We start from the raw sequence: 23,287 nt of genomic DNA on the forward strand, positions 1-23,287 counted from the left end.
CGCTACAGCGCTTTCAGTTCTTCGGTGACCTCGCTGACGGACTTCTTCGCGTCCCCGAACAGCATCGTGGTGCCCTCGCTGTAGAACAGCGGGTTGTCGATGCCGGCGAAGCCTGAATTCATCGACCGCTTCAGCACGATCACCGACTTGGCCTTGTCGACGTTGAGAATCGGCATGCCGTAGATCGGCGAGCTCGGCTCGTTGCGGGCCGCCGGGTTGGTGACGTCGTTGGCGCCGATGACGAGCGCGACGTCTGTGCGGGCGAACTCGTCGTTGATGTCGTCCATCTCTTTCATCGCGTCGTACTCGACGTCGGCCTCAGCCAGCAGCACGTTCATGTGCCCGGGCATCCGGCCCGCGACGGGATGGATCGCATACTTCACCGGCACACCTTTGTCCTCCAGCAGCGAGGCCATGTCCTTGACCGCGTGCTGCGCCTGCGCCACCGCCATGCCGTAGCCAGGGACCACGATCACCTGGTTGGCGTAGGCCATTTGAATTGCCGCGTCGGCCGCGGACGTCGACTTGACCGTGCGGTCCACGCCCTCTCCGCCGCCGACGGCCACTCCGCCGCCGCCGAATCCGCCGGCGACGATCGCCGGAATGGACCGGTTCATCGCCTTGGCCATCAGGTTGGTCAGGATCGAGCCGGAGGCGCCGACGATCATGCCGGCGACGATCATCGCGGTGTTGTTCAGCGCCAAACCGGCTGCGGCAGCTGACAATCCGGTCATCGCGTTCAGCAGCGAGATCACCACAGGCATGTCGGCACCGCCGATCGGCAGCACCACCATCAGCCCCAGCACTCCGGCGGCGGCCAGCACGCCGATCATCCACCACAGCGGAACGCCGCCGTCGGGATGAGCGCCCAGGCCGACCACGATCGCACAGGCGATGGCCCCCAGCAGCAGCACCGCGTTGAGCACCTGCTGCGCCTTGCCGGGCAGGCCGATCGGCCGCTGCGGCAGAGTTTCCTGCAGTTTGCCGAACGCGATCAGCGAGCCCCAGAACGAGATCGAGCCGATGATCGCGGCGAACAACGACGCCACGACGATGTGCGCCGTCGGCTCCTCATTGTGCGTGAATGCCGAAAAGCCATGCGTCTCAATGAATTCCGACAGCGAGATCAGGGCGACGGTGCCACCGCCGACGCCGTTGAACAGCGCCACCAGCTGCGGCATCGCGGTCATCTTCGTCAGGCGCGCCGGCGGCACGCCCAGCACCACACCCAAGAGCAGCCCGGCGATGATCAGCGGCCAGTTGGTGGTGTGGCGGATCAGGATCAGCGTCGCGAGCACCGCGACGGCCATGCCGGCCGCCGCAATCCAGTTGCCGCGCACGGCGGTTTTCGGCCCGGTCAGTCCCATCAGGCCGTAGATGAACATCGAGAACGCGACGATGTAGAGGACGGCGATCAGGTTGTTCATCGGCCCTGCCCGTTCGTCTCGACCTTCACCGGCTTCTTGCCCTTGAACATGCCCAGCATGCGGTCGGTGACGACGAACCCGCCGATCACGTTCAACGTGCCGAACACCAGCGCGACGAACAAGATGATCTGCAGCGCGATCGACGGGTGTTCGAGATTGCCCAGCACGATCAGCGCGCCGAGCACGACGATGCCGTGGATCGCGTTGGTACCCGACATCAGCGGTGTGTGCAAGGTGTTGGGCACCTTCGAGATCACCGCGAAGCCGACGAACCCGGACAACACCAGGATCGCCAGATTGGCTAGTAGTCCCCCGTACATCAGTTGTCTCCTCGAGTGACACAGGCGGCCGCGACGATCTCGTCGCCGAAGTCGGGCGCCAGCGCGCCGTCCTTGACCAGCAGCTCCAACAGAGCGGTGATGTTCTTCGAATACAACTCGCTGGCATGCTCGGGCATGGTCGCGGGCAGGTTCAGCGGCGAGGCGATGGTCACGTCGTGCTTGACGACGGTGCGGCCCGGCTCGGTCAGCTCACAGTTGCCGCCCGCCTCGCCGGCAAGGTCCACCACCACGCTGCCGGGCGCCATTCCGGCCACCGCTTCGGCGGTCACGAGCCGCGGCGCCGGGCGACCCGGCACCAGCGCGGTGGTGATCACCACGTCGAAGCCCTTGATCGCCTCTTCGAGCTTCTTCTGCTGCTGGGCACGCTCCTCGTCCGTCAGCTCGCGGGCGTAGCCGCCCTCGCCGGCCGCGTCGATCCCCAGGTCCAGCCACTGTGCGCCCACCGACCGCACCTGCTCGGCGACCTCGGGACGCACGTCGTAACCCGTGGTGCGGGCACCGAGGCGCTTGGCAGTGGCCAGCGCCTGCAGGCCTGCCACCCCGACGCCGAGCACCAGCACGGTCGCCGGCTTCACCGTGCCCGCCGCGGTGGTCAGCATCGGGAAGAACCGCGTCGCCTCGTTGGCGGCCACCAGCACCGCCTTGTAACCGGCGACGTTGGCCTGCGACGACAGCGCGTCCATCGCCTGAGCGCGCGAGATGCGCGGGATCGCCTCGAGCGCGAACCCCTGCACACCCGCTTTCTTCAAGGCCTCGACCTGGTTGTCGGCGTCCCGCGGAGCGAGGAACCCGATCAGGGTCTGGCCGCTGTGCAGCCGGCTCACCTCGTCGGCCGTCGGCGGCGCCACCTTCACCACGACGTCGGCGGACCACGCATCGCCGATCGTCGCCCCGGCTTCGGTATACAGGTCGTCGGGAAGCAACGCGCCCTCACCGGCGCCGGCCTCGACCACCACCGCCAGCCCGCGCGCCGCGAGCCCACTGACCGCTTTGGGCACCAGCGCCACTCGGCGCTCGCCCTCGGCCGACTCTCGGACCACCCCGATGCTCAACTGCTGTTCTGTCATGTCGCCCTAATGTTGCTGCATGCCTGTCGACCGCCTGCTGCCGTCCGAGGAGGCGGCTGACCTCATCACACTTGTCCGCGACATTGCCGACAAGGTGCTGGCGCCAGTCGTCGACGCCCACGAGAAAGCGGAATCATATCCCGAGGGCGTGTTCGGCCAACTCGGCGCGGCCGGGTTGCTGAGCCTGCCGCAGCCCGAGGAGTGGGGCGGCGGTGGTCAGCCGTTCGAGGTGTACCTGCAGGTCCTCGAGGAGATCGCCGCCCGCTGGGCCGCCGTCGCGGTGGCCGTCAGCGTGCACAGCTTGGCGTGCCATCCGCTGTTGACGTTCGGCACCGACGAGCAGAAACACCGCTGGTTGCCGGGCATGCTGTCGGGTGCGCAGATCGGCGCGTACAGCCTGTCGGAGCCGCAGGCCGGTTCAGACGCGGCGGCGTTGCGCTGCGCGGCCAAACCCGTCGACGGCGGCTACGTGATCAACGGATCGAAGTCGTGGATCACCCACGGTGGCCGCGCCGACTTCTACGTCCTGTTCGCCCGCACCGCAACGGGTTCACGGGGCGTGTCCTGTTTTCTGGTGCCTGCTGGACTCGAGGGTCTGACGTTCGGCAAACCCGAGGAGAAGATGGGTTTACACGCCGTGCCCACCACGTCGGCGTTCTACGACAACGCCTGCCTCGACGCCGACCGGCTGATCGGCGCGGAGGGCCAAGGCCTGCAGATCGCGTTCTCGGCCTTGGACTCAGGCCGGCTCGGCATCGCCGCGGTCGCGGTGGGTTTGGCGCAGGCGGCGCTGGACGAGGCATGCGCCTATGCCAACGAGCGCACGACGTTCGGGCGCAAGATCATCGACCACCAGGGCCTCGGCTTCGTGCTCGCGGACATGGCCGCCGCGGTGGCCAGCGCGCGGGCGACCTACCTCGACGCGGCCCGCAGACGCGACCAGGGCCGCCCGTATTCCACCCAGGCCAGCGTCGCCAAGCTGATCGCCACCGACGCGGCGATGAAAGTCACTACGGACGCGGTGCAGGTGTTCGGTGGCGTCGGCTACACCCGCGACTACCGGGTCGAGCGGTACATGCGCGAAGCCAAGATCATGCAGATCTTCGAAGGCACCAATCAGATCCAGCGTCTGGTCATCGCCCGCGCGCTGACCAGGAGCTAGCGGACGTCACTCCAACAGCTTGCGGCGCATCGCCTCGGCGACCGCGGCCGCCCGGTCGCCGACGCCCAGCTTGTCGTAGAGCCTCTGCACATGGGTCTTCACGGTCGACGGCGCCAGATACAGCTGCTTGGCGATCGCGGGAATGGTCAACCCGTCGGCGATCAGCCGAAGCACTTCCCGCTCGCGAGCGGTGAGCGTGGGCCCGGCCGGCTCGGCGCGGCGGCGGATCTCCGCGGCCAGGCCCTCCGCGAGTTCCGGCGGCACCACGTCGCGACCCTTCGCACAGTTGAGGACCGCGGCGAGAATCTGTGACCGGGACGACTCTTTCGGCAAGAAGCCGGCCGCGCCTGCGGACAGCGCGTGGTAGACGACCGCGGACTCGTCATGGGCGGACAACAGCAGCACCCGCGTCGGAAGCTCGTCGCGGCGCACCGCCGCTGCGACCTGGACACCGTCCATGTTGGGCATGCGGTAGTCCAGCAGCGCGACATCGGGCTGGTGTTGCTTGATCAGGTTCAGCGCCGCCGCGCCGTCGTCGGCCTCGCCCACCACGTCCACTTCACCGCTGGTCACCAGCGCCCGCACCACGCCTTCGCGGAACATCGGGTGGTCGTCGCCCACCACCAGCCGCACCTTGGGTGTCATGCGAAAAAGCTTGGCACAGCGCCGGCGCGACGAGCCGCCGAATACGAAGGCGGCACGGCGAGCTATTGCAGCAGCCCCCGGCGCATTGCCTCCGCGACCGCTGCGCCGCGGTCGCTGACGTTGAGTTTCTCGTAGAGCCGCTGGACGTGGGTCTTGACGGTCGACGGCGCGACGTAGAGCGTCCGCGCCATCACCGCGATGCTGGTGCCTTTGGCGATCATTTCCAGCACCTCGCGTTCACGGGAGGTGAGCGATGCAGAAGTGTCTTCGTTGCGCCGCCGGATCTCGGCGACCAGACCCGTGGCCAGTGCGGGCGCCAGCACATCGAGCCCTCTGGCGCAGTCGAGCACCGCGTTGACCATCTCGCTTCTGCTGCTCTCCTTCGCCAGGAAACCCGCGGCGCCTTGTTGCAGCGCGTGGTAGACGATCGGCGGGTCGTCGAATGCCGATACCAACAGCACGCGGGTGCTTAGGTTTTCGCGTCGGACCGCCGCCGCCACCTGGGCGCCGTTGAGCACCGGCATCCGGAAGTCGAGCACGGCCACGTCGGGTCCGAGGCTTCTGATGAGGTCCAGTGCCGACGACCCATCGGCGACTTCGGCCACGACTTCCACGGCGCCGCTGGACACCAAGGCGCGCACGACTCCGTCTCGGTAGAGCGGGTGATCGTCGCCGACGATTACCCGTACCAACTCGTTCACCGGGGAGCAGCTGATCGTAGGATGCGGACAGTTTCCCACCGCCGTCGTCTCTGCCGCAAACGAATGTCTGAGACGGCCAGGAATACTTTCGGCCCGAACTGCAGGCCGCTTATTCCACCAATCCGCGCCGCATGGCCTCCGCGACGGCCGACCCGCGATCGCTGACGTTGAGCTTCTCGTACAAGCGCTGGATGTGCGTCTTGACCGTCGACGGCGCCAAGAACAGGTCCTCGGCTATTCCGGCGATACTGCGGCCACGCGCAATCAGGTCGAGCACCTCCCGCTCGCGCGAACTCAGCAGCATCTGCGGCTCGCCGCGCCGGCGTATCTCCCCCACCAGACCGCTGGCCAGGGCTGGCGTCAAGACGTTGAGGCCCTTCGCGCAGTGCAGCACCGCATTGACCATCTCCGTTCTGCCGGTTTCCTTTGCCAGAAACCCTGCCGCGCCCTGTTGCAGCGCGTGGTAGACGACGGGCGGCTCGTCGTACGCGGAAACCAGCAACACCCGCGTCCGCAGCTGCTCACGCCTTACCGCCGAGGCAACCTGGGTGCCGTCCAGAATGGGCATCCGATAACCCAGCACGGCGACGTCGGGCTCGTGCAGCTTGATCAGCTCGAGCGCCAAAGCGCCGTCACCCGCCTCAGCAACGACGTCCACGGCACCGCATGCTTCCAGCGCGCGCACGACACCATCGCGGTACAAGGGATGATCGTCAGCGACCAGGACCCGCACCATCACGTGACTAACGGTAGTAGCAAATTGTTCCCCTGGCAGTCCACCGATCGGCCACTACCGCTATCCGTTCGGTGGACGAGGAGTACTCCTCTTGTGGAAAAAGTCGACTGTTTGCGTTCAGCAAAAGCACAGAAATCCATCGGGTCGTCTCGGAAAACGCCTGCTGGGCTTGTGGGGTCGCGCAGCAAATGCCGTGACCGGAGAACCCGCGAAAAGCCCCGATCGACCAAACGGCTAACCCGGATTCATCCTGTCCGTCAGCCGTTTGCCGACAGACAGGGCCGTAGCGATCCCCGAAAGTGAACACAACGATCTGGACCGGCACCGAGGCCGAGCCGGTACGGCTCGTCCCGCCGCATTGCGGCCGAACGCGAAGGACCCGATCATGGTTGACATTGCGGCGCCCCCACGAGGCGATCGACGCACCGACGGCATACAACTCGGCGGCCGCGAGGCCAGAGATCGGCCGGCCAGCCCTGCCGACGGCAGGCTGCGGTCGGCGGGCATCCTGCATCACCAAACCGTCGGCCTGGATGCGCGTTCGGCCTCCGACCATCGGGTTGCGTCCAACTCCACACCCGAGCGCCCGCACGTCGACACGGGCGTTCTGATCGTCGACGACTGCATACTGCACCTCGACTCCCTCGCGGCCAAATTCACCGAAAATTCAGGCGTCCCACCGGTACTCGCGTGGAACGTGTGGTCGACGCTCGCCGCTCTCGAAGAATGCGAGCCCGCTGTCGTCCTTCTGAACATCGACACTCACGAAAGCGTCCGACTGCTGCGCCAGATTCTCGAGGTCCGGCAGAGCACACGGGTGATCGTGCTCGGAGTGTCCGAAGACGACGAAGCACAGATCGTGGCCTGCGCGGAGGCCGGTGCCGCCGGCTACCACCTGCGCACGGAGTCATTCGAGGACCTAGTGGCGCTGATGCGCAGGGTTGCCGCCGGAGAGTCGTCGGTTTCGCCGCGGGTATCGGCGATTCTGCTTCGCCGGCTGTCGGCGCTGGCCGCGAAGGGGCAGCCGCTCGGCAAGCACACCGTCCTGACAGCGCGGGAAGCCGAGATTCTGCGCATGCTGGAAATGGGCCTGTCGAACCGGGATATCGCAGATCGACTGTGCATCGCCGTCCACACCGTCAAGAACCACGTGCACAGCCTGTTGACCAAACTCGGGGTCAGCAGCCGCGCTGAGGCGGCGGCGCTGTCCCGGACCACCGACCGGCACTTCCCCGTCGCCGACCCTGTGGGGGCGTAGCCCCGCCTGCGACCGCCGGTCCGAAGGCCGGCACCGAGTGGCCTATCGTTGGGCCGGACGGGTGCAGGTGAAGGGGTGGCGATGGACTTCGCAATGTCGGCCAAGGCTCAGGACTATCACGACCGGTTGACGGCCTTCATGACCGAGTTCGTGTTTCCCGCCGAAGCCGAGTACGAGCGATTTCGCCTGGACAAAGGGCCCGACGATCACACCGTTCCGCCGGTCGTCGAGGACCTGAAGAAGCTCGCCCGTGAGCGGGGGCTGTGGAACCTGTTCCTGCCCTCGGTGTCCGGTCTGTCGAACACCGACTACGCGCCGCTGGCGGAGATCACCGGCTGGAGCATGGAACTCGCCCCGGAGGCCACCAACTGCGCCGCCCCCGACACCGGCAACATGGAGACCCTGCACCTGTTCGCCACCGAACAACAGCGCAAACAGTGGCTGGAGCCGCTGCTGAACGGTGAGATCCGCAGCGCGTTCTCGATGACGGAGCCCGCGGTCGCCTCCAGCGATGCCCGCAACATCGAGACCTCCATCGTTCGCGACGGCAGCGACTACGTCATCAACGGGCGCAAGTGGTGGACATCGGGCGCATCGGACCCACGCTGCAAGCTGCTGATCGTGATGGGCCGCACCAACCCCGACGCCGCAAGCCATCAACAGCAGTCCATGGTGCTGGTGCCCATCGACACCCCGGGCGTGCGCATCGTGCGGGACCTGCCGGTGTTCGGCTGGCACGACCAACACGGTCATGCCGAAGTGAGCTACGACAACGTGCGGGTGCCGGTCGAGAACCTGCTCGGCGAGGAGGGATCCGGATTCGCGATCGCGCAGGCGCGACTCGGCCCGGGGCGTATTCACCACTGCATGCGGGCGCTGGGTGCCGCCGAGCGCGCGCTGGCGCTGATGGTGGATCGGGCCCGCAAGCGCGTGGCATTCGGCAAGCCGCTCGCGGAGCAAGGTGTGGTCCGAGAGTCGATTGCCAAGTCGCGCAACGAGATCGACCAAGCGAGGCTGCTGTGTCACAAGGCGGCGTGGACCATCGACCAGTACGGCAACAAGGCCGCGCACCTGTTGGTCAGCCAGATCAAGGCCGTCGCACCGAAAGTGGCTTGCGACGTGATCGACCGCGCGATCCAGGTGTACGGCGGCGCCGGTGTCAGCGACGACACGCCGCTGGCTCGCCTCTACAGCTGGCACCGGGCGATGCGGATCTTCGACGGTCCGGACGAGGTGCACATGCGCACCGTGGCGCGCGCCGAGATCGGCCGCGAAAAGAGCCCGTTGGCGGCGGCGGTCACCTGAGGATGGCAGAACTAAAGGGCGCCTGGAACTTTCGCGACGTGGCCGAGGCCACCGGCATTCGCCCGGGTCTGTTCTTCCGGTCCAGTGAACTGAGCGCGCTGGAAGACGACGGCCAGAAGGTCCTGCGACAGCTGGGGATCTTCGACGTCGCCGACCTGCGCTCGCCGCGAGAGGTTCAGCGCCGCGGTCCCGGCCGCTTACCCGACGACGTCGCAGTCCACCTGCTGCCGTTTCCGGATCTGGCCGAATCCCCGGACAGTGAAGCGCCACATGAACATTCGTTCACGCGCATGCTCACCGAACCACCGGGCGACGAGCCGCCGGAGGAGTCGGCGGTGCGCTACATGAGCGAGGAGTACCGCCGCTTCCCCACCCTCGGTGGGGCCAAAAGGGCTGTCCGCCAAGTGGTCTCGGTGCTGGCCAGCGGCCGGCCGGTGATCACCCACTGCTTCGCCGGTAAGGACCGCACCGGATTCACCGTCGCCGTCGTGCTCGAATCCATCGGCGTGGACCGCGACGCGGTGACCGCCGACTATCTGCGCAGCAACGACGCGGTACCCGAATTGCGGCAACGCATCCTCGACATGGTCCACGAACGTGCCGGCTCCGAGGTGACGCCCGAAGCGGCGATGTGGGCGGAAGCCAAGCTCACCGACGAAGTCCTCGGCGTGCGTGAAGAGTACCTGCACGCCGCCCGCAAGGGCATCTCCGAGACGTACGGGTCGCTGCAGGGCTTTCTGCACGACGCGGGCGTTTCCCCGGCCGACCTCGACGCGTTGCGGGCGGCACTGCTCAGCTGACCAGGACGGCGAGAAGCCAGATCGCCGCGGCGACGAGCGCACCCACCAACTCGATCCCCATCGACAGAGCCACCGCCTTGACCGCGTGCACCGTCGACCGCCATGCGGCTCGGCCATCGCGCCACCGGCCGATCTCCGCCAGATACACGCCGAGGACGAATCCCGCCGCCAGCCCGACCACCGGGATCACGAAGAAGCCGACCACGCCGAGTGTTCCGCCCACCAGCAACGCCGTCGCCGGCACGTGGGCCCGGCGCATCCGGCGCGCGGGCCACAGATACTTGACGGCGGTGGCCGCACTCACCACCAGGGTGACGATGGCCAACGTCACCCATGACACGACGGTGTGCTCAGCCACCGCCCACACCAGGATCGCGGCGTACACCAGCAGCAGGCCGGGCAGCAGCGGCACAACGATTCCGACGATCCCCACCGCGATGGCCAGCGCCACCAGCAGTGTGCCTGTGGCATCCACCAAATCAGGTTAGACGCAGTCAAGCGCGAGCAGCTCTGACCGGAACGTGGTTTCCAGCCAGCGCAGCGTTCGGTGGATTCCTTGGGCTAGGTCGGTGGTGGGCGCCCAGCCCAGTTCGGCTGTGACACAGAGATTTTGAGTCGACGTCCTTTCGGTGACAGGGGACGGGACGGGGGCGTCGTCGAGCACAGCGGAGATCGTCTCGCGCGCCTCGGTGACCGACACAAACCGGCCGGTACCGATCGGGTAGGTCCCGCCGGTCGTCGACGAGGCGGCGCCTGCTCGCACGAAGGCGTCGACCACGTCGTCGATGTAGACGAAATCGTGGGCGGTCACGCCGTCGCGATACACGGTGAAGGGCTGGCCGGTGACCATGGCGCCGCACAGTGCCGCGATGACACCTGCGGCACCGTGCGGCTTCTGGCGAGGCCCGTAAACTTCGGCAAGCTCCAAGCAGATGGGCGCAAGGCCGTACTTGTCGCCGTAGGCGCGCACGTACAGGGCACCGGCGATCTTCGCCACCGCATGCGGCGAAAGCGGTTCACGATCGTTTCCACCCGACGTGGCGTAGACGATGCGACGTATTCCGTTGTGCCGGCACGCTTCGCAGAGGTTGATCGTGCCGAGGACGTTGTTGCGGGCATCGGATTGAGGATCACTGAAGGATGCCGCGATGTCGGCTTGGGCCGCCAGGTGATAGACGGCGTCCGGATTGGTGCCGGCGACCAGATCGGTCAGTTCCGGCGCCTGCACGTCGCACTGGAAGAAGCTGAAGCGGTCGGGGTAGCGGAACGCATTGTCGAGATTGGTGACGACGCCTGTGCTGAGATTGTCGATGCCCACCACAAGGTGGCCGTCGGCCAGCAACCGGTCGACCAGCGAGGAGCCGATGAATCCGGCCGCCCCCGTGACAAAGACCCTCATGATCGACCGCCCCTGGCTCGCCTATGGCCGCTGACCGCGGAAATAGCTGGCCGCCAACCGACCAGGCGAATCCCGGTAGCACCAGATCACTATCGCGAACGTCCAGCGGTTGCGCATGAACCGTTGGAGCGATCTTTTGGAACTAGTTCGGTCAGCCGGCCGGCTCCAGCACCAACTTGCCGAACACCCCACCGTCAGCCAGCAGCTGCAGCGCCTCAGCCGCCTTGGACAGCGGATAGCGGACCGGCGGCGGAGGCCGAAGCCCCGCTTGCACCAGTCGGCTGACACCCCAGCCGAACAGCTGCTCGGCGCCGGGATGGGTGAGGAAGTACTCTCCCCACCCCACCCCGAGCACACCGACGTTGCGCATCAGCAGCCGGTTGACCTTGACCGTCGGGATGCGCCCTGCGGCAAAGCCGATCACCAGCAGCCGGCCCTCGGGCGCCAGCACGCGAACCGCGTCGTCGAACACGTCACCGCCGACCGGATCGACCACCACGTCCACGCCGCGGCCGCCGGTGTGTTCACGCACGGCTTGCGGCCATCCGTCGGTCAACGGCAGCACCGCGTCGGCGCCCAGCGATCCGACGTAGCCGGCGGCCTCCGCGCGGTGATACGCGGCGATCACATTGGCGCCCAAGGCCTTTGCGACCTGGACCGCCGCTGTGCCCACGCCGCCCGCCGACCCCAGCACCAGCACCGTCTCCCCCGGCCGCAGCGCCCCACGCCGCGCCAGCGCGAAGTACATGGTGTGGTAGTTGCGCAGCAGCGCAACGGCTTCCGCGTCGTCGAGCACCGCCGGCGTCGGGAACACGCTTTCCGGCGCAACGGCGATCCGCTCCGCGTAACCGCCGTTCATGGTCACCGCCGCGACCCGGTCACCCGGCGTAAGGCTCGACTCCTCCGGAGCAGAGACCACCACACCGGCGACCTCCGCGCCCGGTATGAAGCCCGCCGGCGCCTTCATCTGGTACTCGCCGCGGATCACCAACAGGTCCGGATACAGCACACCGGCCGCCCGCACGTCGATCACCACCGCGCCGTCGACGTAGTCCGCGATGTCGTCGACGTCGCGGTAGACCAGCCCAGACGGACCCGAAAGCTCCTCGGCGACAATCGCTTTCACGCGATGCTAGCCAAGGGAGAAGTTGGCCTGCTTCGCCGCGGACAAATCGTCGATCTCGTTCCAGTGGGCGGCCACCTCGTCGACCGACGGCACGTGGTCGAACGTCACGCCGTCGTTCTGGAACAGCGCCACCCGCTGCACCTTGCCGCCGCCGACGATGTACACCGACGCGGTGTCGGGCACTTCCTCGGTCATCAGGTAGGCCACGATCGGCGCGACATACTCGGGCGTGAGCTTCTCGAACACCTCGGGCGGCAGGATGTCCTGCGTCATGCGGGTGGCGGCGATCGGCGCCACCGCATTGGTCTTGATGTTGTACTTCGCGCCCTCCTGGGCCAGCGTGTTGATCAGCCCGACGAGTCCGAGCTTGGCCGCGCTGTAGTTGGCCTGCCCGAAGTTGCCGAAGAGCCCGCTGGTGGACGTGGCCACCACCACGCGCCCAAAGCTCTGCTCGCGAAAGTGCGGCCAGGCCGCCCGGATCACGTTGTAGCCGCCGTAGAGGTGCACTTTCAGCACCGCGTCCCAGTTCTCGAACGGCATCTTGTGGAACGTGCCGTCGCGCAGGATGCCGGCGTTGCTCACGACGCCGTCGATCTTGCCGAACTCGTCGAGCGCGGTCTTGATGATGTTCGCGGCGCCGTCGGAGTCGGCGACGCTGTCGTAGTTGGCTACCGCCCGGCCGCCGGCTTCTTTGATCTCGTTGACCACCTGATCGGCCATCGAGTGGCCGGCACCGGTGCCGTCACGCGCGCCGCCGAGGTCGTTGACCACGACGCTGGCGCCCTCGCGGGCGAGCGTGAGCGCGTACTCGCGGCCCAGCCCGCCTCCGGCTCCGGTGACGACGATGACCCGGTCCTGCACTCCTGGCATGAGTATCCTTTCGTGATTACGTGCGTCAGAACAGCTTTCGTGCGAGCTTCCACGCCTTGTCGGTGTACGGCGGGTAGATCATGGCCGTGAGGTCGGGGCGGGTGGGCTTGGTCATCACCGCCTTGCGGTGGCTGAATTCCTCGAAGCCGAACCTACCGTGGTAGGCGCCCATTCCGGACGGACCGACGCCGCCGAACGGCAGCTTGTTGGTGGCGAAGTGGAAGACCAGGTGGTTGACCAGCATGCCGCCCGCCGACACCTCCTTGATCACCCGCTCGCGCACCGCCTTGGCCTTGGTGAACAGGTAGGCGGCCAGCGGCTTGGGCCGCGAGTTCACGAATTCGATTGCCTCGTCGAGTGATTGGACGGTCAGCACCGGCAGGATCGGGCCGAAGATCTCGTCGGTCATCAGCGGCTCGGCCGGGTCGGGATCGACGACGACGGTCGGCTCGATGCGGCACGCAGCGGCGTCCGCGCCGCCACCGACTGCGACCTTGCCCTTGGTGGCGGCCAGCGCCGTGGTCAGGCGGTCGAAGTGCCGTTGGTTCACGATCGGTTTGCCGCTCTCGCCGGCCTCGAATGTCATGACGGCGTCTTTGATCTTGTCGACGAGTTCGTCGCGGATCTTCGCGTCGGCGAGCACGTAGTCCGGAGCGATGCAGATTTGTCCGGAGTTCAGCAGCTTGGTCCATGCGATCCGCTTGGCGGCCACGTCGAGGTCGGCATCGGCCGACACGATCACCGGGCTCTTGCCGCCCAGCTCCAGCGTGACCGGCGTCAGGTGCGGCGCCGCGCTCTCGTACACCTTGCGGCCGATCTCCGTGCCGCCCGTGAAGAGCAGGTGGTCGAAGCCTTGCGCGATGAGTTCCTGGCTCACCGAGCCGTCGCCCTCGATCACGGCGATCGCATCGTTGTCCAGGTATCGGGCCACCAGCTCTGCCATCAACCGCGATGAAGCCGGCGCCACCTCGGATGGCTTGAGCACCACGGTGTTTCCCGCCGCGATCGCGCCGACGGCAGGACCCAGCGTCAGCGCGAACGGGAAGTTCCACGCGCCGATGATCAGCACCGTGCCGTACGGTTCGTACTCGACCCAGCCGCGGCCCGGCAGCTGCGAGAGCTCCAGCAACCGGTACCGGCGCCGCATCCACTTGCGGACGTTCTTGGCGGCGTCCTTCGCTTCGCCGGCCACGCTGGCGACGTCGGCGAGCCAGGCCTCGAACGGTTTGCGGCCGAGGTCAGCGGCCAGCGCGTCGGCGATGGCGGGCTCGTTTTCGACCATCAGTTTCTCGAGCTGGCGTAGCTGGTCCTGACGCCACTGGACCGGACGGGTCCGGCCGCTGGCAAAGGTGCGACGAAGCCGGGCGACGGTCTGGGCGATTTCGGAGCTGGCAGGTGCCGCTTGTTGCGCGGACGCGACGGAATCGGTGGTCATGCCCGGTCCTTCCTGGAAGGGATGAGCGCGATCCTAACCAACCGGTTGGCGCAGCGTTTCGGCGCGGCATAGGCCGCTGACGTCGCTCTAGTTCTGTGCCGACGGGTTCGCCCGCTGGGCGGTGACAAACGTGGAGAACGCGTCGCCGTCGTTGCCCGCGAGCTCGACGTGGCGACCGAGCCGGCGCTGGACGTCGTCTGACGCCTCGGCGGTTGCGGTCCACCCGTGGCTGTCGAGCCACTGCGCGACGTCGGCGCGGTCGGGATCGTCATAGGTGAGGTCCGAGATGTCCGGACCCTCCGGCATGCCTAGCTGCTCGCGCACCCGCTCGAAGCGCTCGCGCATCTGGGCACGCCGCTCGGGCGCGTGCCGGCCGGCGGTCTCGACCGCGATCCGGCTGCCCGGCGCGGACAGCTCGGTGACCTGCTCGAAAAGCCGGTCCTGAGCGGCGGCGGGCAGATACATCAGCAGCCCCTCGGCCAGCCACGCGGTGGGCTTCGACGGGTCGAAGCCGGCGTCGCGCAACGCTGCCGGCCAGTCGTAGCGCAGGTCCACCGGCACTTCGTGGCGCTGTGCGGCCGGCTGGGCGCCGTGTGCCGCCAGCGTCGCGGACTTGTACTCGAGGACCTTGGGCTGGTCGATCTCGAACACGACGGTGCCCGCCGGCCAGTCCAGCCGGTATGCGCGGGAATCCAGACCCGATGCCAGGATCACGATCTGGCGGATGCCGGCGCGCGAGGCATCGGCGAAGAACTCGTCGAAGAAGTGCGTGCGCACTGCCTGATAGCTGCGCATGTGCTCGAAGACGGCGGCGACTTCCGGATCGGCTTCGGCCAGCTTGGCCGGCACCGACTCGTCGAGCATCAACTCCCAGATTCCCGTGCCGGCGCCGGCAACCAGCACCTCGGCATACGGGTCGTCGATCAGCCGGTCGGGCCGGGCGGTCTCGGCGGCACGCGCGGCGGCGACCATCACCGCGGTGCTGCCCACGCTGGTGGCGATGTCCCAGGTGTCGTCGTCGGTGCGCAATGCGCTCATCGGGTCTCTCCTGAATTGTCTTGTCTGAAGCGGGATTTACCCGTCACAGCCGGGCGGTAAGCAGCGTGCTGGACACGCTGTCGTCGACTAGCTCCTCGGGGACCGGACGACCAAGCCGGGCCATTTCATCGTGACTGTCGACGACGTCTACCCGCCACCCGTTTTCGGCCAGCCACTGCGCGGCGTCGGTGCGGTCTGGTTCCTGGTAGATCAGCGCCTCGAAGTCGGTGTCCAAGCCCAGTTGGCGACGCAGCCGCGCGGTGCGTTCCCGCCAGGCGGCACGTTGCTCCTCGGTCTGCGACGCGTGCGGGCGGAACGCCTCGACCGCGATCCGGCTGCCCGGCGCACTGAGCGCTGACACGTTCTCGAACAACCGGTCCGCAGCATCGGCGGGAAGGTAGGGCAGGAGCCCTTCGGCGAGCCATGCGGTCGGCTGACCAGGCTCGAAGCCGGCCGCGATCAGTGCAGCAGGCCAGTCGTCACGCAGGTCGACGGGCACCGCGCAGCGCGTCGCGGTTGGCACCGCTCCGTGAGCGTCGAGGGTGTTCTCCTTGTAGGCCAGCACTTTGGGTTGGTCGATCTCGAACACGACGGTGCCGGACGGCCAGGTCAGCCGGTACGCCCGCGAGTCCAGGCCTGCCGCGAGGATCACGACCTGCCGGATGCCGTCGCGGGACGCGGCACCGAAGTACTCGTCGAAGTAGTGCGTCCGGACGGCCTGGTAGCTGCGCGACATCTGGTCGATCGCGCGACCGCGTTCGTCGTCGCCGTACATCGTCGCCGTCCCGGCGGCGAGCTCGGCCCACGCCGGGCCGGCGGCCGACACCAGCAGATAGGCGAACGGGTCGCGGATCAGCGGATCGGGTTGAGCCGTTTCTGCGGCCCGTGCTGCCGCGACACCCAGTGCAGTTGCGCCGACGCTCTCAGTGATGTCCCAGCTGTCGCCGGGCGCGCGTGCTGACGAGACGATGTCGGCGGGCGTCTGCAGCTCAGTCATTTGGTAGACATACTACACAACAAGTTAGGCAACCTATGGGGTGTGTGCCCCAGATCACCCGCCTACGAGGTGGGGTTCCAGTTCCACAGCTTTCCGACGAGCAGCTTCTTGAACTCGTCGGTGATCATGTCCAATTCGTCGTGGCTGCCCACGAAACCGGAATAGAAGCCCAGGCCCCAGAACATGGCCACCATCATTTCGACGAGCGGGCCGACCGGGGTATCGGTGGTGAGCTCGCCACGTTCGATGGCGCCGGTGATCGCCCACGTCAGGAACTGTCGCGTACCCCGCAGCGCGTCGTGGTCGTCGCGACGAAGTTCCGGGTGGCGTTGCGACTCGAGCACCGACGTGACCAGGAACGCCGCCGCGGAGCGGTCTTCTGAATCGGCGCCCACGGCGGCACTGATGAAACTGTCGAGCTGACCGATCAACGTCGTCGCGTCGACCGCCTTTTTCATGCTTTCGACGACGATCATTTCGTTGGTCCGCTCGACGACTTCGCGGTAGAGCAGCTTTTTGCTCTTGAAATAGTGGTTGATTGCCGGGCGCGTCAGGTCGGCACGGACCGCGATTTCCTGGAACGTCGCCGCGTCATAACCCAGTTCGCTGAAGACCTCTCGCGCTGCACGCACAATGCGGTCACGCGTATCGGCGGCTTTCGCCGCCGGGGGTCTGCCCGGCCCCCTGGATGCCTTCGGCACCCACGCATTCTCGCATACGGTCTTTTGCAAACTTCGCCGGTCGAACATGGGATTTACCTTGCTGCCAATCCCATGCCGACGCGCAGGAAATTGCCAGAATCAGCTGGTTTTCTGTGCGGCACCAGTTGCGTTTCGTTTGCCAGGCCGCCACCCGGGGTGCGGCATCAGTGCGTTCGACGGGATCTCACCGAACCGGCGGTCAGCCGAGAACGTGCAACGCTGCCGCTCGCGCGGCAGTCGGATCGTCGGTGGCCAGCACGGCGTGGGCGGCATCTCTGCACTGCTGCAGCGACACCGAGGCGAGCTTGGCGCCGACGCCCGAAACGGCCGCGGCGGCCGCCGAGAGCGACGTGACGCCCAGCCCAACCAGCACACAAGCCAATAGCGGATCGGCCGCGGCTTCTCCACACACTCCGACCGGCTTGCCCGCCCGCGCGCCCGCGCGCGCAGTGCCGGCCACGAGCGTCAGCACGGCCGGCTGCCACGGATCGGTGAGCGTCGCCAGGTCGGCCGACATCCGGTCTGCGGCCATCGTGTACTGGGCCAGGTCGTTGGTGCCGATCGACACGAAGTCGACGTGCTCGAGGATCTTGTCGGCCAACAGTGCGGCCGCGGGCACCTCGATCATCACCCCGGGCGTCAACCCGTGCGACTGGGCCAGCCTGGCGAACGATGCGGCCTCCTGCGCGGTGGCGATCATCGGCGCCATCACCCAGGGCGAGCAGCCGGTCTGCGCGCCCGCGGCCGCGATCGCCTCCAGCTGGCGCTCCAGCAAGCCGGGATTGCCGCGCCCGATCCGGAACCCTCGAACGCCCAGCGCCGGGTTGGCCTCCTTGGGGTGCCGGACGAACTTCAGGGGCTTGTCGGATCCGGCGTCCAGCGTGCGCACCACCACCTTGAGCCCCGAAAAAGCTTGCAGCACATCGGCGTAAACGGCGGTCTGCTCGGCCACCGAAGGCTCGCGGTCGCGATTGAGAAAGCACAACTCCGTGCGGAAAAGCCCGACACCTTCGGCGGGGGTCTGCCGCGCGGCACGTGCGGTGGCGCCATCCTGCACGTTGGCCAGCACCGCGGTCCGATGTCCGTCGACCGTCGCGCCGGGGCCCGACCAGGCGGCAAGGAGGTCCGCCTCGCGGCGGGCCTTCTCGACGGCCGCAGCGGCCACCGCCTCGTCCGGTGACAGCGTCACGGTGCCCAGGGTGCCGTCGACCAGAGCCATTGCCCCGGCAGCGACGTCGTCGAGGCCGTCGACTGCTACCACGCACGGAATGCCCAGCTGCCGCGCGATGATCGCGGTGTGGCTGGTCGGACCACCCAGTTTGGTGGCCAGCCCGACGATCAGCGACGGGTCGAGTCCGGCGGTGTCGACGGGCGCGAGGTCCTCGGCGCACAGGATGGACGGCTGCGCCGGCTGCGGCACGCCGGGTTCGGGGAGCCCGGACAGCTCCGCGACGACGCGGTCGCGGATGTCGCGCAGGTCGGTCACCCGCTCGGCCATCAGGCCGCCGATTTGGGTGAACAGGTCGACGAACTGCTCGACGGCTTGCACGGTGGCCCGCACTGCGGGAGCGCCCGCGGCGATGCGCTTCTCCGCCGCGGCCAGCCACGCGCGGTCCTGGGCCAGCGCTGCGGTAGCCGCCAGCACCTCTGCCGCCGCGCCACTGGCATGCTGCGAGCGATCACGCAACCGGCGGGCCACGGCGGCCGCCGCGGCGGTGAACCGCTCGCCCTCGGCTGGCCGGTCGGCTTCGTCGATGTCAGGGAGCGTGTCGACGTCGCGCAGCACCGGCAACCGCCCAGGTCGGATCACCGGCCCGTATGCGACTCCGCCCACCACCGGAACACCTCTGAGGACCGTGTGTGACGTGGGCGGTGAAGAAGCGGTCATGTGAACCACGTTACGAACTAACCGTTGACAAGTCAACACAAACAGGCGTAAAACCACATATATCCAAGTTGATCGCAGACGACCCCACAGGGAACGCAGGTGTATCCGGAAGAACGGCAGCAGGCCATCGCCTCGCTGGTGATGAGTAGGGGGCGGGCGTCAGTGGCCGACCTGGCCCAGGCCTACGACGTCACCACCGAGACCGTGCGTCGCGACCTCGCCGCGCTGGACCGCGCCGGCATCCTGCGCCGGGTCCACGGCGGCGCGGTCCCCGCCCGCGCCCTGCATGTGGTGGAGCCCGGCGTCGTGGAACGCGAAACCACCCGCGCCGGCCACAAGGACGCGATCGCGCGCGCCGCGCTCGACTATCTGCCGGCCACCGGCGGCAGCGTGCTGCTCGACGCCGGGACCACCACCGGCCGGATCGCCGCGCAGATGCCCACAGACCGCGAGTTCGTCGTCGTCACCAACTCGGTACCCATCGCAGCCCGGCTGGCCGCCATGCCGTCGGTCACGCTGCAGCTACTCGGCGGCCGGGTCCGCGGCCTCACCCAGGCTGCGGTCGGGGAGCCGACGTTGCGGCTGCTGGACACGCTGCGCGTCGACGTCGCGTTCATCGGCACCAACGGCATCACCGTCGAGCATGGGCTTTCCACCCCCGACAGCGACGAGGCGGCAGTCAAGCGGGCGATGATCCGCGCCGCGAACTACGTCGTCGTGGTGGCCGACTCCTCGAAGATCGGCCGGGAAGACCTGATGAGCTTCGCGCCGATCGACCGGGTCGACGTGCTCGTCACCGACGCCGAGCTGTCCGACGCCGACCGCACCCGGTTCGTCGACCGGGGAGTCGAGGTCGTCGTCGCATGATCGTCACCGTCACCCCGAACCCGAGCATCGACCGGACCGTCACGGTCGACTCGCCACTGGTCCGCGGCGCCGTGCACCGGGTGGCATCGGTAACGGTCGAACCGGGCGGCAAGGGCGTCAACGTCGCGCGGACACTGACGCTGGCCGGTGTCGACGCGCTCGCGGTGCTGCCGGCCGCCGCCGGCGATCCTCTGCTGGCGGCACTGGACGCAATCGGCCTGAGCTACCGCGCGATCCCCTGTGGCGCGGCAGTGCGGATGAACGTGGCCGTGACCGAATTCGACGGCACCACAACCAAACTCAACGAACGCGGGCCAACCCTGGACGCCGCGACGGTCGACGCGTTGACCGCAGCCGTCGTGCAGGCCGCCGAGCGGGCATCGTGGGTGGTGTTGTCCGGGTCGCTGCCGCCGGGCGTGCCGCCCGGCTGGTATGCCGATGTCGTCTCGCTGTTGGCGCCGCTGGCCTGCCGCGTCGCCGTCGACACCTCCGACGAGCCGCTGGCCGCGTTGGCGTCCGCGTTCGCAAGTGCTGCGCCAGATCTGGTGAAGCCGAACGCCGAGGAACTCGCGAGCATCACAGGGTCATCCGCTGTGGCGATGGAAGACGCTGCGGCACAAGGCAATTTAGAGCCGGTGGTCGCGGCTGCCTGCCAGATCGTCGACCACAGCGGGTGCGCGGTGCTCGCGACCCTTGGCGCTGCCGGCGCGGTGCTGGTCGACCAGACCGGCGCCTGGGTGGCCGCTGCTCCCCCGATCGCCGTGCGCAGCACGGTGGGTGCCGGCGACGCCTCGCTCGCCGGTTATCTCTACGCCGACGCGGCCGGGGCCGACGCACCGGACCGGTTGCGCACCGCCGTCGCCTACGGCAGCGCGGCCGCGTCGCTGCCCGGGTCTGCATTGCCGGCACCGAACGACGTCGACGTCGACGCGGTGACCGTGCACCCGATCGCCCGTCAGCCCGTCAACTAGCACCGAAGGTATCGCTATGCCCGAATCGATCATCAGCCCCGACCTGGTGTTGCTCGACGCCGACGCCGGCGCGGACAAGGAGGCGGTGATCGGCCGGCTCGCCCGGCAACTCGCCGACACCGGGCGCGCCACCGACGCTGACGGTCTGGTCACCGCGATCATGGCCCGCGAGGCGCAGTCGGCGACCGGCTTGCCCGGCGGCATCGCGATCCCGCACGCCCGTTCGCCACACGTGGGCACCGCGTCGATCGGTTTCGCGCGGCTGCAGCCGCCGGTGGACTTCGGCGCTCCCGACGGTCCGGCAGATCTTGTGTTCATGATCGCCGCGCCGGAGGCGGGCGGTTCGGAGCACATGAAGCTGCTGTCCAGCCTGGCTCGCGCGCTGGTGCGGCCTGAGTTCGTCGAGTCGCTGCGCGGGGCATCGAGCCGCGACGACGTGGTGCGGCTCGTCGAGAGTGTGGTGAAGCCGGCACCAGCTGCCGCGGCTCCACCCACCGAACAGCCTGCGGCACAACGCAAGTCGGTCGTCGCCGTGACGGCGTGCCCCACCGGCATCGCGCACACGTACATGGCCGCCGACGCGTTGTCCGCCGCCGCCAAGCGGGCCGGTGTGACGCTGTCTGTGGAGACGCAGGGCTCATCCGGCAGCACCCCGCTGTCGTCCCAGGAGATCGCCGACGCCGACGCGGTCATCTTCGCCACCGATGTCGGCGTCAAAGACCGGCAGCGGTTCGCCGGCAAGCCGGTCGTCGCCTCCGGCGTCAAGCGGGCGATCAACGAACCGGACCGGATGATCGCCGAAGCAGTCTCGGCTGCAGCCAACCCCGCCGCCGCACGGGTGCAGGCCGCCCCCGGTGACGGAACACCTGAAGCCGCTGCGGCGGGCGGTGTCGGGTGGGGCACCCGCACCCGGCAGATCTTGCTCACCGGGGTGAGCTACATGATTCCGTTCGTCGCCGCGGGCGGTCTGCTGATCGCGTTGGGCTTTTTGTTCGGCGGCTACGAAATCGCCAATACACCAAGCGGTGCCACCGACACGCTCGGCAACATCATCGCCAGAACCAACTCGCTGACCGATCTTCCCGACGGCGGGCTGCTGAAGTATCTGGGCGCTGTGCTCTTCGCGCTCGGCAAACTGGCGTTCGCATTCCTGGTCCCCGCGCTCGCGGGCTACATCGCGTTCGCGATCGCCGACCGGCCTGGGCTGGCCCCTGGTTTCACCGCGGGCGCGGTCGCAGTGTTCGTGGGCGCCGGGTTCATCGGCGGTATCGTCGGCGGGCTGATCGCCGGGTTCGTCGCGCTGTGGATCAGCAGGCTCACTGTGCCGGAATGGTTTCGCGGCCTGATGCCGGTCGTGGTCATCCCGCTGTTCGCGACGATGATCGTCGGGCTGTCGATGTTCCTGCTTCTCGGCCGGCCGCTGGCGTGGGTCACCACGAGCCTGACCAACTGGCTCAACGGAATGTCTGGAACGTCGGTGATCATCCTCGGCATCATCCTCGGGCTGATGATGTGCTTCGACCTCGGCGGCCCGGTCAACAAGGCCGCATACGCGTTCGCGACCGCAGGGCTCAACGTCGCCGACCCGGCCACCTTGCGGATCATGGCGGCCGTGATGGCCGCGGGAATGGTGCCGCCACTGGCGATGGCACTGGCATCGACCGTGCGGCCTGGATTGTTCACCGAGCCGGAACGCGAAAACGGCAGGGCCGCATGGCTTCTCGGTGCGTCGTTCATCTCCGAAGGTGCGATCCCGTTCGCGGCGGCCGACCCGTTGCGGGTGATTCCGTCGATGATGGCCGGCGGAGCGGTCACCGGTGCCCTCGTGATGGCGTTCGACGTGACGCTCAAGGCGCCGCACGGCGGCATCTTCGTGTTCTTCGCGATCGGCAACCTGGTGTGGTTCTTGGTCGCGCTGGCCGCCGGCACCGCTGTGGGTGGCGTCGCAGTGATCTTCGCCAAGCAGTTCATCGGCGCCAAACCGCAGCCGTCGGCGGCCGAACCCGCATTGGCCGCCGCCTGAATCCCCCTGCAAATCAAGGAGAATCGCTCATGTACACGAAGACCGTGATCGTCGGCTCAGCCATCGGGCTGCACGCCCGGCCCGCGGCGATCATCGCCGATGCCGCCGTGAAAGCCGGTGCGCCCGTGACGCTGTCTGTCGACGGCGGCGAACCCGTGGACGCGGGTTCGGCGCTGATGATCATGACGCTGGGCGCGGGCAACGGCGCGCAGGTGACCGTGGCATCCGACGACGAGCAGGCCGTGCAGACCATCGCCGAGCTCGTGGCGCAGGACCTCGACGCCTGACGCTGTTTCATCGCGCCGGCGACGGGTATGCCGGTACGCACCGAGAGGAGATCGCCATGGGTGCCGCCGACAAAGTCCGCAACAAGATCGACCGATTCGCCGGCCGGGCCAAGGAAGCCCTCGGCCGCGCCAGCGGGGACCGCGACATGGAAACGCGCGGCCGCGGCCAGCAGTCGAAATCGCACTTGAAGGACGCTGGCGAGAAGATCAAAGACGCGTTCCGCCCGAAGCGTTAGCTCGCAG

The 23,287-nt window shown here is 67.9% G+C and carries 24 protein-coding genes; 9 read left to right on the plus strand and 15 right to left on the minus strand.

Going from position 1 to position 23,287, the window contains the following annotated elements; translation table 11 throughout:
- Window positions 1-2: 2 nt before the first annotated feature.
- From AC5Y4C_RS15485 to AC5Y4C_RS15495, 3 genes are read right to left on the minus strand one after another with little or no spacing between them, the layout of a single operon-like run.
- On the minus strand, window positions 3-1,427 hold the full coding sequence (locus AC5Y4C_RS15485; protein ID WP_499961797.1) for an NAD(P)(+) transhydrogenase (Re/Si-specific) subunit beta: 1,425 nt from the start codon (window positions 1,425-1,427) through the stop codon (window positions 3-5).
- Window positions 1,424-1,747: an NAD(P) transhydrogenase subunit alpha part 2 gene (locus tag AC5Y4C_RS15490; protein WP_499913449.1), complete on the minus strand. Its 324-nt coding sequence runs from the start codon at window positions 1,745-1,747 to the stop codon at window positions 1,424-1,426. Before AC5Y4C_RS15490 ends, AC5Y4C_RS15485 begins: the two co-directional genes overlap by 4 nt.
- Window positions 1,747-2,835 carry a Re/Si-specific NAD(P)(+) transhydrogenase subunit alpha gene (locus tag AC5Y4C_RS15495; RefSeq protein WP_499961796.1) on the minus strand — a complete coding sequence of 363 codons (1,089 nt, stop codon included), beginning with the start codon at window positions 2,833-2,835 and terminating at the stop codon, window positions 1,747-1,749. The genes AC5Y4C_RS15490 and AC5Y4C_RS15495 overlap by 1 nt, the downstream gene beginning before the upstream one ends.
- A 19-nt stretch (window positions 2,836-2,854) precedes the next feature.
- On the opposite strand from AC5Y4C_RS15495, the gene AC5Y4C_RS15500 reads away from it, so the two are divergent.
- Window positions 2,855-3,997 (plus strand): acyl-CoA dehydrogenase family protein, encoded by a 1,143-nt coding sequence (locus AC5Y4C_RS15500; protein WP_499904802.1) that lies wholly within the window; start codon window positions 2,855-2,857, stop codon window positions 3,995-3,997.
- 6 nt (window positions 3,998-4,003) lie between these two features.
- Here AC5Y4C_RS15500 and AC5Y4C_RS15505 read toward each other — a convergent pair whose 3' ends face one another.
- The 3 genes from AC5Y4C_RS15505 to AC5Y4C_RS15515 form a co-directional block, all read right to left on the minus strand.
- Window positions 4,004-4,642 (minus strand): response regulator, encoded by a 639-nt coding sequence (locus tag AC5Y4C_RS15505; RefSeq protein WP_499904799.1) that lies wholly within the window; start codon window positions 4,640-4,642, stop codon window positions 4,004-4,006.
- 62 nt (window positions 4,643-4,704) lie between these two features.
- The gene (locus AC5Y4C_RS15510) at window positions 4,705-5,343 is read right to left on the minus strand and encodes a response regulator (protein ID WP_499913442.1); all 639 of its coding nucleotides are present in this window, start codon (window positions 5,341-5,343) and stop codon (window positions 4,705-4,707) included.
- A gap of 109 nt (window positions 5,344-5,452) precedes the next feature.
- Window positions 5,453-6,079, minus strand: a complete 627-nt coding sequence (locus AC5Y4C_RS15515) for a response regulator transcription factor (RefSeq protein WP_499906274.1) — start codon at window positions 6,077-6,079, stop codon at window positions 5,453-5,455.
- A gap of 385 nt (window positions 6,080-6,464) precedes the next feature.
- Here AC5Y4C_RS15515 and AC5Y4C_RS15520 point away from each other — a divergent pair, with 385 nt between their 5' ends.
- The 3 genes from AC5Y4C_RS15520 (at window position 6,465) to AC5Y4C_RS15530 (ending at window position 9,442) form a co-directional block, all read left to right on the plus strand.
- Window positions 6,465-7,337 (plus strand): LuxR C-terminal-related transcriptional regulator, encoded by an 873-nt coding sequence (locus AC5Y4C_RS15520; protein ID WP_499904793.1) that lies wholly within the window; start codon window positions 6,465-6,467, stop codon window positions 7,335-7,337.
- A gap of 93 nt (window positions 7,338-7,430) precedes the next feature.
- Complete coding sequence (locus tag AC5Y4C_RS15525) at window positions 7,431-8,642, plus strand: acyl-CoA dehydrogenase family protein (RefSeq protein ID WP_499913616.1); 1,212 nt, start codon at window positions 7,431-7,433, stop codon at window positions 8,640-8,642.
- Window positions 8,639-9,442 (plus strand): tyrosine-protein phosphatase, encoded by an 804-nt coding sequence (locus tag AC5Y4C_RS15530; protein ID WP_499962046.1) that lies wholly within the window; start codon window positions 8,639-8,641, stop codon window positions 9,440-9,442. The genes AC5Y4C_RS15525 and AC5Y4C_RS15530 overlap by 4 nt, the downstream gene beginning before the upstream one ends.
- Here the strand turns inward: AC5Y4C_RS15530 and AC5Y4C_RS15535 are convergent.
- From AC5Y4C_RS15535 to AC5Y4C_RS15575, 9 genes are all read right to left on the minus strand, one after another.
- Window positions 9,435-9,917 (minus strand): DUF456 domain-containing protein, encoded by a 483-nt coding sequence (locus AC5Y4C_RS15535; protein ID WP_499904789.1) that lies wholly within the window; start codon window positions 9,915-9,917, stop codon window positions 9,435-9,437. The two genes, AC5Y4C_RS15530 and AC5Y4C_RS15535, sit on opposite strands and share 8 nt — an antisense overlap.
- Before the next feature lie 9 nt (window positions 9,918-9,926).
- Complete coding sequence (locus tag AC5Y4C_RS15540; protein ID WP_499961794.1) at window positions 9,927-10,841, minus strand: NAD-dependent epimerase/dehydratase family protein; 915 nt, start codon at window positions 10,839-10,841, stop codon at window positions 9,927-9,929.
- Window positions 10,842-10,992: 151 nt separating this feature from the next.
- Window positions 10,993-11,967, minus strand: a complete 975-nt coding sequence (locus AC5Y4C_RS15545) for an NADPH:quinone oxidoreductase family protein (RefSeq protein ID WP_499913438.1) — start codon at window positions 11,965-11,967, stop codon at window positions 10,993-10,995.
- A gap of 6 nt (window positions 11,968-11,973) precedes the next feature.
- On the minus strand, window positions 11,974-12,837 hold the full coding sequence (locus AC5Y4C_RS15550) for an SDR family oxidoreductase (protein WP_499904780.1): 864 nt from the start codon (window positions 12,835-12,837) through the stop codon (window positions 11,974-11,976).
- 25 nt (window positions 12,838-12,862) lie between these two features.
- On the minus strand, window positions 12,863-14,272 hold the full coding sequence (locus AC5Y4C_RS15555) for an aldehyde dehydrogenase family protein (protein WP_499913437.1): 1,410 nt from the start codon (window positions 14,270-14,272) through the stop codon (window positions 12,863-12,865).
- Between the two features lie 87 nt (window positions 14,273-14,359).
- Entirely contained in the window at window positions 14,360-15,310 is a 951-nt protein-coding gene (locus tag AC5Y4C_RS15560) for a class I SAM-dependent methyltransferase (RefSeq protein WP_499961792.1), read from the minus strand.
- A 43-nt stretch (window positions 15,311-15,353) separates the two neighbouring features.
- A complete protein-coding gene (locus tag AC5Y4C_RS15565) occupies window positions 15,354-16,307 on the minus strand; it encodes a class I SAM-dependent methyltransferase (RefSeq protein ID WP_499913434.1) in 954 nt (317 codons plus the stop codon).
- A 62-nt stretch (window positions 16,308-16,369) separates the two neighbouring features.
- Complete coding sequence (locus AC5Y4C_RS15570) at window positions 16,370-17,008, minus strand: TetR/AcrR family transcriptional regulator (RefSeq protein ID WP_499904772.1); 639 nt, start codon at window positions 17,006-17,008, stop codon at window positions 16,370-16,372.
- 199 nt (window positions 17,009-17,207) lie between these two features.
- Entirely contained in the window at window positions 17,208-18,896 is a 1,689-nt protein-coding gene (locus AC5Y4C_RS15575; protein WP_499961790.1) for a putative PEP-binding protein, read from the minus strand.
- Between the two features lie 99 nt (window positions 18,897-18,995).
- Between AC5Y4C_RS15575 and AC5Y4C_RS15580 the strand changes: the two genes are divergently transcribed.
- From AC5Y4C_RS15580 to AC5Y4C_RS15600, 5 genes are read left to right on the plus strand one after another with little or no spacing between them, the layout of a single operon-like run.
- Complete coding sequence (locus AC5Y4C_RS15580; protein WP_499913430.1) at window positions 18,996-19,763, plus strand: DeoR/GlpR family DNA-binding transcription regulator; 768 nt, start codon at window positions 18,996-18,998, stop codon at window positions 19,761-19,763.
- The gene (locus AC5Y4C_RS15585; RefSeq protein ID WP_499961789.1) at window positions 19,760-20,734 is read left to right on the plus strand and encodes a 1-phosphofructokinase family hexose kinase; all 975 of its coding nucleotides are present in this window, start codon (window positions 19,760-19,762) and stop codon (window positions 20,732-20,734) included. The genes AC5Y4C_RS15580 and AC5Y4C_RS15585 overlap by 4 nt, the downstream gene beginning before the upstream one ends.
- 16 nt (window positions 20,735-20,750) lie before the next feature.
- Window positions 20,751-22,757 carry a PTS fructose transporter subunit IIABC gene (locus AC5Y4C_RS15590; protein WP_499961787.1) on the plus strand — a complete coding sequence of 669 codons (2,007 nt, stop codon included), beginning with the start codon at window positions 20,751-20,753 and terminating at the stop codon, window positions 22,755-22,757.
- A gap of 29 nt (window positions 22,758-22,786) precedes the next feature.
- Window positions 22,787-23,044 (plus strand): HPr family phosphocarrier protein, encoded by a 258-nt coding sequence (locus tag AC5Y4C_RS15595; protein WP_499904755.1) that lies wholly within the window; start codon window positions 22,787-22,789, stop codon window positions 23,042-23,044.
- Window positions 23,045-23,100: 56 nt separating this feature from the next.
- Complete coding sequence (locus AC5Y4C_RS15600) at window positions 23,101-23,280, plus strand: CsbD family protein (protein WP_499904752.1); 180 nt, start codon at window positions 23,101-23,103, stop codon at window positions 23,278-23,280.
- Window positions 23,281-23,287: the final 7 nt, after the last annotated feature.

This window comes from Mycobacterium sp. NGS35, assembly GCF_059812855.1.